The 11,876-nt window shown below is 62.6% G+C and carries 12 protein-coding genes; 11 read left to right on the top strand and 1 reads right to left on the bottom strand.

What is annotated here, in order from left to right; genetic code table 11:
• The first annotated feature begins 46 nt into the window (after window positions 1–46).
• The 10 genes from CHB96_RS13530 to CHB96_RS13485 are packed head-to-tail and all read left to right on the top strand — an operon-like array spanning window position 47 to window position 10,330.
• A complete protein-coding gene (locus CHB96_RS13530; protein ID WP_089246987.1) occupies window positions 47–559 on the top strand; it encodes a hypothetical protein in 513 nt (170 codons plus the stop codon).
• Window positions 552–2,117, top strand: coding sequence for an FGGY-family carbohydrate kinase (locus CHB96_RS13525; protein ID WP_245865636.1), 1,566 nt, complete (start codon window positions 552–554; stop codon window positions 2,115–2,117). The genes CHB96_RS13530 and CHB96_RS13525 overlap by 8 nt, the downstream gene beginning before the upstream one ends.
• Complete coding sequence (locus CHB96_RS13520) at window positions 2,114–3,031, top strand: phosphotriesterase family protein (protein ID WP_089246983.1); 918 nt, start codon at window positions 2,114–2,116, stop codon at window positions 3,029–3,031. The genes CHB96_RS13525 and CHB96_RS13520 overlap by 4 nt, the downstream gene beginning before the upstream one ends.
• Window positions 3,031–3,696 (top strand): HAD family hydrolase, encoded by a 666-nt coding sequence (locus CHB96_RS13515; RefSeq protein ID WP_089246981.1) that lies wholly within the window; start codon window positions 3,031–3,033, stop codon window positions 3,694–3,696. Before CHB96_RS13520 ends, CHB96_RS13515 begins: the two co-directional genes overlap by 1 nt.
• 41 nt (window positions 3,697–3,737) lie before the next feature.
• The gene (locus CHB96_RS13510) at window positions 3,738–5,153 is read left to right on the top strand and encodes an MFS transporter (protein WP_089246979.1); all 1,416 of its coding nucleotides are present in this window, start codon (window positions 3,738–3,740) and stop codon (window positions 5,151–5,153) included.
• The gene (locus CHB96_RS13505; RefSeq protein WP_089246977.1) at window positions 5,150–6,616 is read left to right on the top strand and encodes an MFS transporter; all 1,467 of its coding nucleotides are present in this window, start codon (window positions 5,150–5,152) and stop codon (window positions 6,614–6,616) included. The genes CHB96_RS13510 and CHB96_RS13505 overlap by 4 nt, the downstream gene beginning before the upstream one ends.
• Complete coding sequence (locus CHB96_RS13500; protein WP_089246975.1) at window positions 6,613–7,398, top strand: SDR family NAD(P)-dependent oxidoreductase; 786 nt, start codon at window positions 6,613–6,615, stop codon at window positions 7,396–7,398. The genes CHB96_RS13505 and CHB96_RS13500 overlap by 4 nt, the downstream gene beginning before the upstream one ends.
• Window positions 7,370–8,233 (top strand): transketolase, encoded by an 864-nt coding sequence (locus CHB96_RS13495; RefSeq protein ID WP_089247318.1) that lies wholly within the window; start codon window positions 7,370–7,372, stop codon window positions 8,231–8,233. Before CHB96_RS13500 ends, CHB96_RS13495 begins: the two co-directional genes overlap by 29 nt.
• Window positions 8,226–9,215, top strand: a complete 990-nt coding sequence (locus CHB96_RS13490; protein ID WP_089246973.1) for a transketolase family protein — start codon at window positions 8,226–8,228, stop codon at window positions 9,213–9,215. Before CHB96_RS13495 ends, CHB96_RS13490 begins: the two co-directional genes overlap by 8 nt.
• Entirely contained in the window at window positions 9,212–10,330 is a 1,119-nt protein-coding gene (locus CHB96_RS13485; protein ID WP_245865633.1) for a glycerol dehydrogenase, read from the top strand. Before CHB96_RS13490 ends, CHB96_RS13485 begins: the two co-directional genes overlap by 4 nt.
• On the opposite strand, the gene aztA is transcribed toward CHB96_RS13485, so the two are convergent.
• Window positions 10,293–10,937: a zinc ABC transporter ATP-binding protein AztA gene (gene aztA, locus CHB96_RS13480; protein ID WP_089246969.1), complete on the bottom strand. Its 645-nt coding sequence runs from the start codon at window positions 10,935–10,937 to the stop codon at window positions 10,293–10,295. The genes CHB96_RS13485 and aztA overlap by 38 nt on opposite strands.
• A 21-nt stretch (window positions 10,938–10,958) precedes the next feature.
• Here aztA and aztB point away from each other — a divergent pair, with 21 nt between their 5' ends.
• Window positions 10,959–11,801: a zinc ABC transporter permease AztB gene (gene aztB / locus CHB96_RS13475; RefSeq protein WP_089246967.1), complete on the top strand. Its 843-nt coding sequence runs from the start codon at window positions 10,959–10,961 to the stop codon at window positions 11,799–11,801.
• Window positions 11,802–11,876: the final 75 nt, after the last annotated feature.

Raw genomic sequence — 11,876 nt, 5'->3', positions numbered from 1 at the left:
AAGGTCCTTCGCCCACTCCGGTGGTCGACGCTCACCGAGGAGCACCATGACAGCCGTTTCAGAAGTGCCGCGCTCCATGACCGACCAGGTCGATGGCTGGCACGTGAGCCTGGGCGAGAACGCCCGTTTCGACCGTGTCGAAAACGGATCGACGATCCGGTCCATCACTGGACCCGGGCTGGCGGAGTTCGATTCCTTTGTCCACCGGTTCGCGCCGTCCAGTTATGACGATGCGGCGATCCGCAGCCTGATCGCGGACCACCTTGGTGGAAGGTCGCCTCTGTCTTACCGAGTTCCGGACCGCGCGAATCTTGGGATCCTCGTCGGAGCGTCGTACAAGACGACGATCGACGAGGTGCTCGGCGCGGTGTGGGAAGCATGCTGCAGTGCAGTGATTCGTGAAGCGATGCGAGCGGAGATCGACCAGTTCGTCGTGCACTGCAATCACGTGACGGCCGAATCGGTTGAGCAGTTCTTCGGCGCAGGCGAAAGGAAGCTTTTCGTGGAATCTATGCGTCCCGCACTCGACGATGTCGCACAGGTCGTGCGTCGTGGGTGAGCTGTCCGGACGCACGGTGCTCATCGGAGTCGACAAAGGAACCAGTTCGATCAAGACGATCGCGGTCGACGCGTTCACCGGCGAGCTTCTCGCCGAATCGGGATGCCCGACGCCGTCAATCCGAACCGGCAGTGACCGTCACGAGGAGGACTGCGAAAAGACCTGGAAGACAACAGCTCGCACGATTTCCGACGTCGTCGCACAATTACCGGCAGGTACGGCCTATCTAGCGCTCGGAGTCACCGGGCATATGGGCGGACTCTGGGCCCTCGACGACGACGGATTGCCGGTCGGCAACGCCATCTGTTGGCCGGATGCGCGGGCAACGGACGTGCTCGACGACGTGATCGGCCGCGACGCCGAAGGCACGCTCTACTCCCTCGGCGGTAACGCGATGATCCCCGGCATGCCATACCCGCTGCTCGCGTGGACGAAAGTGCACGATCCGGAACGGTACGCGCGCATCTCCACCGTGTTCATGGCGAAGGATTACGTCAATTACCGCCTCACTGGAGTGATCGCCACCGAGGAATCCGACCTGTCCTTCTGGCCGTGTGATCTTGCAGCGCGCACAACATCGGACACCATCTTCGACGCTTTCGGAATTCCCGAGGCTGTCCGCTTCGTTCCTCCCGTCCGTTCCAGTGCAGCCGTGCTGGGTCAGGTGACCGCCGAGGCTTCAGAGCTGACTGGACTGCCGGTCGGGACCGTCGTAGCTGCGGGGTGTGGGGACGCGACGGCGAACATGATCGGAATCGGTGCGCAGGGCGACGGACAGGCGACGACGACGCTCGGTACCAGTCTGATGAACGGCACGTCGAGCGCAGAACCACTGTTCGACCCGCCTGGCGTCGGGTTCAGCTTCCTCATGCCGGACGGCCGCTGGCAGCGGCAGATCACCAATTCTGGTGGGGGAACCCTGTGTCTGGACTGGGTGGTGCAGACCTTCTGTGGTGACACCGCATCCGACATAGCCGACGGCCGAACGACTTTCGGTTCGGTCGTCGAGCATGCGGCCGCGACGACGCAGCCGGGAAATAGCGGCCTGATTTTTCATCCCTATCTCAACACCGCAGGCGCGACAGCCCCGTTCGTGAACGTGCAGGCGCGCGGGAGCTTCGTGGGATTCGGCCCCGACACAAGCGGTGATCAGCTGATCCGGGCGGTGCTCGAAGGCACTGCACTGGCGATCCGCGATTGCTACGAGGCGATGCCGACGGACATCACCGAGATCCGGCTGACCGGTGGAGGCGCACGCAGCGCAGCGTGGTGCCAGGTGATCGCCAACGTGATGCAGAAGCAGATGGTCGTGCCCGACGTCGCCGAATCGGGCGCACTCGGTGCCGCGATGCTGGCAGGCGTCGCCGTCGACCACTATCGAGATCTTGCGCACGCAACGACGACACTCGTCCGTGACGGGGCTGTCTATGACCCGGATCCGACGACTTCAACCACGTACGAAGACATGTTCGCCACCTACCGCGCGCTGCTGGGACCGCTTGCACCTGCATGGGCCCGACAGTTCGCTTTCTCGCATTCCGGCAAGGAGAACCAATGATCGTCAGAACTGTTCTGGGAGATATCGATCCCGCCGAACTCGGCGTCACACTGTGTCACGAACACCTGTTCACGAATCCGCCGGCGTGGGCGACGAACGATGACCCGGACATGGTGCTGGACAACGTGGACAACGCGGTGTCGGAACTCGACGATTTTCTTGCGGTCGGTGGTTGCGCACTGATCGAGATGACCACCGCCGACTACGGACGGAACGCCGCCAAGATGCTCGCCGCTGCTTCCCGTAGTGGCGTGCATGTGGTGTCCGCGTCCGGCTACCAGAAGGGGATCTACTACCCCGACTCGGTCGAGGCCGACAGTATCGACGACCTGACCCGACGCTTCGTCGACGACGTCACCGTCGGTGTCGACGGTACGCAATTGCGCGCAGGCGTCATCAAATACGGCACGTGCCGCACCGACCACATTCGCGACGATGAGAAGAAGGTCCAGATCGCAGTCGCGCGAGCACATCTCGCGACAGGTGCGCCGATCTCGACGCACTGTCAGGCAGGCAAGCTCGGCACCGTGCAGGTTGCCGGCTTCGAGGAGCACGGTGTCGACCCGAACCGCGTCCTGATCGGCCATGTCGATCGTAACCTCGACTACGACTACATTCGCGAATTGGCATCGACGGGCGTATGGATAGGATTCGATCACTGGACGAAGCCGAAGTATCCTTCTGACGATATTCGAATGGCGTTCGTGGAGAGGCTTTTCGACGACGGATTCACGAAAATCATGGTGTCCGGCGACCTGGGACGTCCCAGCTACCAACCGAGCTACGGCGGCACACCGGGTTTTGCGGGATTGACTCGTCGGGTTCAGACGCGAATGAACGACAAACTGATCCACCAGTTGTTCGTCGTCAACCCTGCACAGTTCTTCGCATTCGACCCGGTCGAGGCTCACTGATGGCTCACGACAGCGGCATCCTGTTCGACTTCGACGGCACGTTGGTCGACTCCGGCGGTGCGATTCTCGCGGCCTATCGGCGAACGTTCGAAGAGGAGCTCGGCGTACCTCTACCCGCCGAACTCGAGGATGTTCACGTTCTCATGGCGCCGCGTCCCATCGAGGTGTTCGCGACATGGTCGGACGGAGATCCTGCCGAACTGGTCCAGGCTTACGGGCGTCACTACATCGGTGGTGCGTACGAGAATGTCCGGCCGTACGACGGGACTTTCGAGCTGATCTCCGAATTGACCTCCAGCGGAACAAAATTCGGTATAGTAACCAACAAGTCGCGGAAGCGATTGCTCCTCGATCTCGATTGGGTGGGCATCGACCCGGCTTTGCTCAGTTGCCTCGTTACCGCGGACGATTCGGTCCAACGCAAGCCCGACCCCACCCCGATCTACATCGGGATCGAACGCTCTGGCATCGATCCCGCGGGGTCCTGGTATGTCGGCGACGGCCCGCAGGACATTCTGGCCGGAAGAGCCGCCGGCCTCGGTACTGCTGGTGCGAACTACGGATATTACGGCGCGGAACTCCTGTCTCCGCACGGGCCTGATCGCTCGCTCGACACGCCTCTCGAAGCTCTGGGCATTCTCGCCTCATCCCTTCCTCACTCCTAGTCAGACACAACCGATGAGGTTGTGACAGAACGGAATCCGATATGCGATCTTTGACGATCAATTCGGTTCGGGACATCAACGATCTGATCGACCTCGAAGACATTCGAACTCGCCGCCACAAACTCCTCCTGATCCTGGGCCTGGGCGGTATCGCGTTCGAGGCCTTCTATCTCGCGGTCCTCAGTGCCGGTACCAGCCCCATGACCGAACAGCTCGGCCTCAGCGCCAACGAAGTGGGCCTGGTCAGCTCCTACGGTTACATCGCGACACTGATCGCAGCATTGACCTGCGGCTTCCTGGCAGACCGGTTCGGTCGCGTCAAATTGATGGTGGCAGCGAAGATTGTCGCCGTCATCGCGTTGATCATCATGGCAGCGGCGCCGGACTTTCTGATCTTGGTCCTCGGCCGCTGCTTGGCCGGCGCCGCGTACGGCATCGACCTCGGCGTGGCCATGGCATACCTGGCGGAATTCCTACCGAAGCTACGACGCCACCTGCTCAACTTCTGGCAGGCCCAGTGGTACATCTCGAGCTCGTTCGCGCTGCTGGTTGTTCTGGGCCTCTACAACTTCGATCTGGGGTTGAACATCTGGCGATGGTCATTGGCCGCCGCCGCGGTATTCGCAGTCATTGTCACGGTGGGGCAGATGTTCTTCATGCCCGAGAGCCCACGCTGGCTTGCCGAGAAGAACGACCTCGGTCGCCTGGAGAAATCCCTGAACCAGGTGTACGAGATCCAGCCGGTGTTCCCCGCCTCGGGAGTGCTTGCGCCCGACGTGGACCGACCGGACACCGGCAAGTGGTCGGATTTGTTCAGCAAGACGTACCGTAAGCGGACGATCCTGGCGAACGGTGTCACCGCCATGCAGGCCCTCCAGTACTACGCAGTCGCCTTCTACCTCCCGGTCATCGCGCTGACGCTGTTCGGAGGCGGATTCGGTGAAGCCATCTTCGGGTCCGTCGTGTTCAACGTCTTCGGCATCATCGGTGGCATTGCGTCCATCTGGGTGGCACGCAAACTCGGGGCGCACGGCGCGGCCATGTACGGATTTCTGGCAGTGGCCGCCATGATCCTCGTGCTCGGAATCTTTTTCGACTCGCTGCCGACGGTCCTGATGTTCCTGGTGCCCGCCATGTTCATCTTCTTCCACTCCGCTGGCCCCGGCGTATCGGGACTGACGATGGCAGCGATGGCATACCCGAGCAATCTCCGCGGCCGGGGTGGTCAAATCGCCACGGTGTCACAGAGTCTCGGAGGCATCGTCGGTCTCTACGCTTTCCCGAACATGGTCGACGCCTACGGGTTGTCCACCACCATCACGATCTTCGCGATCGTCCCACTCGTCGGTGCCGCCATCTGTCGCGCGATCATGTGGGAACCGTTCGACGCGGGCGACGCCGTCGCGCTGGAAGCCGACGCCAAGATCGGTAAGCCGCTCGAAGGGCAGTCCGCATGAGTGCACAGCCGATCACCGGCCAGCAGGTGGCTACGGTCATCTGCTCGACTGAGGACGTCGAACGCATCATCGACGAGGGTGGCGTCAAGGGCAAGATGCACTGGATCATTCTCTGTCTCGCTTTGGCGGGGTTGGGGTTCGAAGCGTTCTACACCGGAGCACTCAGCGGTGGTATGAGCGCCATCAGCGAACAGCTCGGATTGAGCGGGAATGACGTCGGGACGCTCAGTGCAGTCGGCTACAGTGCAAGTGTTCTCGCGGCCCTGACATGCGCCAAGCTGGGCGATCGGATCGGCCGCGTGCGCTTTCTTGTCATCGCAAAGGCGTTGGCCGTCGTCGGTGCGCTGACGATGATGTCGGCGCAGTCCTACGGAATGTTGCTGAGTGGCAGGCTGATCGGCGGAATCGCGTACGGCATCGACCTCGGGATCGCTCTCGCTTATCTGGCAGAACTGCTTCCCAAGAACAAGCGAAGTTGGCTGAGTTTCTCGCAGGCACAGTGGTACGTCTCGACGAGCCTCGCCCTACTTGTGACTCTCGCCGCTTACGAGTTGGGTGCAGGACTGGACGTCTGGCGATGGAGCCTCGCCGTTGCAGGTGCCATCGCATTCGTTCTGCTGCTCGCCCGGATCTGGTTCATGCCAGAGAGCCCGAAATGGCTGGCCGCACGTGGCGATCTCGATGGCGCCGCTCGGTCACTGACCCGGATACTCGGCCGCGAGGTCACCGTCGACCACGCTCGGATGGCCGAAGTAATGCCGGCACCGGCAATCAAGGTGAAGTGGGCGGCGCTGTGGGCCAGAGAATATCGGCCGCGCACCGTGCTCGCGAACATCGTCGGGTTCACCGAAGCGCTGCAGTATTTCGCCATCGGGTTCTACCTGCCGATCATCTCGATGGACCTGTTCGGATCCGGATTCGCGATGGCGATCACCGGATCGGTGGTGTTCAACCTGTTCGGCATCGTCGGCGGTGTGCTCGCCGTCTATTTCGCCCGCAGGTTCGGTGTGCGTATCAGCTCGGCATGGGGATTCGCAGGCGTGGCGTTGGCCATCTTCGTACTCGCGACGTGGTCGGACATGCCGCTGTTGGCCGGATTCCTCGTGCCGTCGTTCTTCATCTTCTGCCACGCGGCTGCACCCGGCACCGCGGGTCTGACCATGGGACCGCTGGCATACCGAAGTGAACTACGCGCCAGAGGATCACAGTTGGTTACCATCTCGCGCAGCGCGGCGGGCGTCGTCGGACTGTTCTGCTTCCCTGTCATGCGTGAAGCATTCGGTACCCCGACGACACTGTTGATCCTGATGGCTGCGCCACTCGTCGGACTGCTGGCGTGCGTGATCATCAAATGGGAACCGCTGAGCGACAAATCGGATCGCGAGTTGCACGACATCGGTGTCCGGCAAGCCCACGATCGATCGCTTCTGATCGACACCACAGACGACAGGAGTTCCTCATGACACGCACAGCACTGATCACCGGAGGAGCGCAGGGACTTGGGCTGTCGACGGCGAAGAGATTGGGAGAAGACGGGTTTCATGTCGTGGTCGCAGATATCGTTCCGGGGCTTGCCGGGGACGCCGTCGACAAGCTCACGGCGGAGGGGATCACCGCGACTGCGGCGACCGTCGACGTCACGGACGACGCCTCGGTCGAGGAGTGTCTGGAACTCGTCGACTCCGTGACCGGTGGTCTCGACGTGCTGGTCAACAATGCGGGAATCATCTCGCGATCCAACGCCGAGGACACCGAGTCCGGCCGTTGGGAACGGGAGCTTTCGGTTCATCTCGGCGGCGCAATGCGCTGCAGTAGGGCGGCTTTCGGGCAATTGGTGAAGTCATCGTCGCCGGCCATCGTCAACCTTGCGTCGGTAGGGTCGACGTTCGGACTGCCACACCGGTTGGCATACAGCACGGCGAAGACCGGTGTGGTCGGGATGACGCGGACTCTCGCGGCGGAATGGGGCAGACGAGGCATCCGTGTCAACGCCGTAGCCCCCGGATACATGGACACCGGAATGATGCAGTCGGGCATTGTCAGCGGCACGCTCGACCGCGACCGGATTCTGATGCGCACGCCGTTGATGCGCTTCGGCCGGCCCGAGGAGGTGGCGTCGGCGATCTCCTTTCTGGTGTCTGCCGATGCGTCGTTCGTGACCGGCGTGGTGCTCGAGGTGGACGGCGGAATCACCATCGACGGAACTTTTCATGCCGATGACAGTTACAAGAGTGAGGTTCACTGATATGTCCGTACTTACGACGACCGACTCGCCGGAGATATTGCGGCGCACTAGCTTTGCTTTACGGCGGCGAATGATGCACATGGCAGCCGACAAGGGCGAGGGATACATCGCGCAGGGCCTCGGCATCGCCGACGTTCTGGCTGTCGTCTACTTCCGTCAGCTACGGTTCGACCCGGCCGATCCCGATTGGGTCGACCGCGACCGTTTCGTCCTCTCGACTGGGCACTACTCCGTCGCCCTCTATGCAGTGCTGGCCGAGTTGGGAATTCTCGACGAGGACGACATCGCGACATACGGACTCAATGGCAGCGACTTACCGATGAGCACGTTCGACGAGACGCCCGGCGTCGAGATCACCGGCGGATCGCTGGGTCATGGCCTCGGCCAGGGTGTCGGGATGGCGCTGGGGCTGCGGCTGGACGGACGCGAGTCCAAGGTAATCGTCGAACTGTCCGACGGTGAACTCCAGGAGGGCTCCACGTGGGAAGCCGCGATGTCCGCGTCGAGCTTTCGGTGCGGAAACCTCACCGCGGTGGTCGACTGCAACGGTATTCAGGCGGACGGTCCGATGGTGTTGGACATGGAGTCGATCGCCGACAAGTGGGCATCGTTCGGGTGGGCCGTGGAAGAAGTGGACGGCAACGACGTCGATGCATTGTGCGCCGCGTTCGACCGGCTCGAATCCGTGACCGACAGACCGAAAGCGATCATCGCGCGGACCACACCCGGTCACGGAGTGCCGACGCTGGTGGCTCGCGAACGGGCGCACTTCGTACGCGTCGAACCTGGTGAATGGGCCTCGCTCATCGAAGAATTGGAGAACAACCATGCCTGAACTGCTGAACCGTGCCGGAGGTATGGGCGAGATCGCCGAGGTCAAGGGGCCGTACGAGTCTGCCCCGTTCGGCAACGAGCTGGTGAGATTGGCCGAAACCGATTCGTCGATCGTGGGCCTCAGCGCCGACATGTCCAAGTACTCCGACATCGTGCCCTTCATGAACGCGTACCCAGAGCGGTATTTCAATGCCGGTGTCGCAGAACAGAGTGCGGTGATGATGGCCGCCGGACTCGCGAAGGTGGGTAAGACCGCCTTCTGCGCGACGTACGCTGCGTTTCTGTCGAGGCGAGCACTGGACTTCATTGCGATTGCCTGCGCTCACAGCAAGGCGAACGTCAAGATCGTTGCGGGGTCACCGGGACTGGTCAATCCGTACGGGGCCACTCATCAGTCGCTGGAGGACCTCGTCGTGATGCGCAGTGTTCCGGACTTGACGGTCATCGACCCGTGCGACGCCGTCGAGCTTCGACACGCAGTGCGTGCTGCGGCAGCAACCCCGGGCACGTTCTACATTCGAAACCTCCGTGGCAAGGTGCCAGTCGTGTTCGACGAGACCGACTTCGAGTTCGTCGTCGGCAAGGCGCGGCTGGTTCGCGAAGGAACGGATGTCGCGGTCATCAGCACCGGGTTCATGACGGAACGAGCGATGAAGGCGTCGGATACCGCTCGTGACCTAGGCATTTCGGCCGCGGTGTTGCACGTGCCGACGATCAAGCCGTTGGACGAGGAGGCAATTGTGGATGTCGCCTCGTCGGTCGGGCGTGTCATTGTCGTCGAAAACGGATTGCGTTCGGGTGGATTGGGAACGGCTGTCGTCGAGGTAGTCCACGATCGTGGACTATCGGTGCCCGTTACCCGCATCGGATTGCACGACAGGTTCCACCCATGCGGCTCACAGGCATACAACGAGAAGGTCTTCGGACTGGATCAGGACGCGATCACCGACGCCGTTGTGACCGGCAACTGGGCCTTCTCGTGACGGCAGAATACCGGCAATTCGGCGCACCTCGTCGGTACATCCAAGGTCCGGGTGTGATCGGTAGCTTGGCGAGGGTGGTTGCCGAACACGGACATCGTCCGCTGGTGGTAGTGGACGAGTTCGTGCTCAGTACCCTCGGTTCCGAGGTCACCGGGTCATTCGCATCGTCCGACCTCGAGTACGAGGTTCTTTCGTGTTCCGGCGATGTGACCCGAGCGAACATCGCCGAACATGCTGCGCGAGTGCGAGATCGCACGCATGACGTGGTGGTGGGAATCGGTGGAGGAAAGGCGCTCGACCTTGCCAAAGGTATCGCCATCGATCTGGGCGCCGCGATGGTCACCTGCCCGACCATCGCGTCGAACGACGGCCCCACGGCTCGAATCCTGGCCATCTACAACGACAATCACGTGCTGTGCGAGGTGGAGCACCTGGATTTCAATCCGAGTTGCGTCGTCGTCGACACTGAGTTGATCTCTCGGGCTCCCGTGCAGTTCCTGATCTCCGGCATCGGCGACGCACTGGCCAAGAAATTCGAAGCCGAGGGATGCCGACTTGGAACTGGCGTAACCATGCAGGGAACACGGCCGTTCGACATCGGTGGAATCGTCGCGGCTGGGTGCTACGACGTTCTCGCCCGACACGCGGTCGATGCCGTGAAATCCGTCGAGAACGGTGAACTGAGCCCAGCGGTCGAATCGGTGGTGGAGGCCGTAGTGCTGTCATCGGGCATCGGGTACGAGAACGGCGGACTTTCCATCGCGCACTGTATGACCAGGGGTCTCATGGCTGGGCGTGGTACCAAGTCGATGCTGCACGGGTACCACGTCGCGTACGGGCTGCTCGTTCAGCTCGCGCTGGAGAATCATCACGAGGACGTGGTTCGGGACGTGACGGATTTGTTGACCGCAGTGCATCTCCCGACGTCACTTGCTGACATGGGTATGCCCGACGCGTCGGCCGACGAGATTCGCGAGCTGGCGGTGGCGGCGATGTCGGCGCCGCACATTCGCAACACGGCCGCGGTCGTGACCGTCGAGACACTCGTCGCGGCCATCGAAAGCGTCGAAGCGCGGGCTACCGCACCGAAAGTATCTCTCCTCGTGCAAGAGTGATCGCCGCATCGGCCCGTTGGGCGTCGTCGGAGTCGTGAGTCGCCATGACGACGACGGCCCCGCGCGCAGCCTCGTCGTCGACCACACTGTTGATGATCTCGCGGGCTTCCGCGTCGAGGCCGGTCGTCGGTTCGTCGAGGAGGACGAGACCGCCGTGCTCGACGAGTGCCTGCGCGAGAAGAGCGCGCTGACGCTGCCCGCCGGACAACGCCGACAGCCTGCGTGACCGGAGCTCGGTGAGCCTCAGGCGCGCGATGGCGTCGTCGACCGCTTGTCTGTCTTTTCTGCTCGCGCGACCGAGGATGCCGCGGCGCGGCCAAGTTCCCATGGAAACAACCTCGCCGACGGTGATGGCCATGCGATCGTTGACGTCGGAGCGCTGGGGGACGTAGGTGACCTGCATGCGGCGAGTCTCGACGGTTCCCGCGGTGGGCTTGACGATGCCCGCAAGTGATTGCAGCAGAGTCGATTTGCCCGAGCCGTTGTGTCCGACGAGTGCGGTGACGGTGCCGGGCCGGAAGGTGGCGCTGACGCCCGCCAGTGCGGTGGTGTTGCCGTACCGGACGGACAGGTCGCGTACGGACACCGATTCGTTCATGACAACCATTGTCGCATATGGTTCTCGGTCGTGGACTGGCTACTCGACCCTTTCGCTGTCTCGTTCGTGCAGCGCGCCCTGTGGGCTGGCATGCTCGTGTCGATTCTGTGCGCCTTGGTAGGAACGTGGGTCGTGTTGCGCGGCATGGCATTTCTGAGCGATGCGGTATCGCACGGGATGTTGCCCGGCGTCGCGATCGCGTACTTGATGAGCGCGAACCTCTTGATCGGCGCTGCCATCAGTGCGGTCGTCATGATCGGGGGAGTGGCGTGGGTGTCGCGGAACTCTCGGCTGTCCGAGGACACCGGGATCGGATTGCTGTTCGTCGGCATGCTGGCGCTGGGGGTCGTGATCGTCTCGCGTGCGCGGTCGTTCGCGGTGGATCTGACGTCGTTCCTCTTCGGTGACGTGCTGTCGGCGACGTATGCGGACCTGGTGTTTCTTGCGGTTGCAGCAGTGGTGGCGCTGGTGGTGTCCGTCGTCGCGTACCGGCCGTTCGTCGCGCTGGTGTTCGACGAACGGAAGGCGCAGACGTTCGGCTTCCGGCCTCGGCTTGCGCATGTAGTGCTGTTGGCGCTGGTGGTGCTGGCGGTGGTGGCGTCGTTCCGGATAGTCGGGACGTTGCTGGTGTTCGGGCTTCTGGTCGCGCCCTCGGCGACGGCCTACCTGTTCGGGCGTTCGATCGTGCCGTCGATGGTGCTCGCCACGCTGTTCGGGTGGTCGGCTGTGGTCACAGGGCTGCTGGTGTCGTGGCACGCGAACACAGCTGCGGGCGCCACCATCGCCGGGTTGGCGGTTCTCCAGTTCTTCGTGGTCGCGGGGGTGGGGTCGGCCGTCGGGCGTCGGGTGGGGGCTGGGTGGGTCCCCGGGTGAGCGAATGTCACATTCGGTCACTCTGAGTGACTGAATGCCGCCCTCGCTCCGGTGTATTACCCATGGTTTACTGTA

The organism is Rhodococcoides kyotonense (assembly GCF_900188125.1).
Lineage (GTDB): Bacteria > Actinomycetota > Actinomycetes > Mycobacteriales > Mycobacteriaceae > Rhodococcoides > Rhodococcoides kyotonense.
This window is presented reverse-complemented; position numbering and strand designations above follow the sequence as displayed.

What these genes read in the sequence shown, in the direction of transcription:
- aztA (WP_089246969.1), bottom strand. Translation starts at nt 10,937, where the DNA reads ATGGTTGTCATGAACGAATCGGTGTCCGTACGCGACCTGTCCGTCCGG.
- CHB96_RS13520 (WP_089246983.1), top strand. Translation starts at nt 2,114, where the DNA reads ATGATCGTCAGAACTGTTCTGGGAGATATCGATCCCGCCGAACTCGGC.
- CHB96_RS13505 (WP_089246977.1), top strand. Translation starts at nt 5,150, where the DNA reads ATGAGTGCACAGCCGATCACCGGCCAGCAGGTGGCTACGGTCATCTGC.
- CHB96_RS13490 (WP_089246973.1), top strand. Translation starts at nt 8,226, where the DNA reads ATGCCTGAACTGCTGAACCGTGCCGGAGGTATGGGCGAGATCGCCGAG.
- CHB96_RS13530 (WP_089246987.1), top strand. Translation starts at nt 47, where the DNA reads ATGACAGCCGTTTCAGAAGTGCCGCGCTCCATGACCGACCAGGTCGAT.
- CHB96_RS13495 (WP_089247318.1), top strand. Translation starts at nt 7,370, where the DNA reads ATGACAGTTACAAGAGTGAGGTTCACTGATATGTCCGTACTTACGACG.
- CHB96_RS13515 (WP_089246981.1), top strand. Translation starts at nt 3,031, where the DNA reads ATGGCTCACGACAGCGGCATCCTGTTCGACTTCGACGGCACGTTGGTC.
- CHB96_RS13500 (WP_089246975.1), top strand. Translation starts at nt 6,613, where the DNA reads ATGACACGCACAGCACTGATCACCGGAGGAGCGCAGGGACTTGGGCTG.
- CHB96_RS13510 (WP_089246979.1), top strand. Translation starts at nt 3,738, where the DNA reads ATGCGATCTTTGACGATCAATTCGGTTCGGGACATCAACGATCTGATC.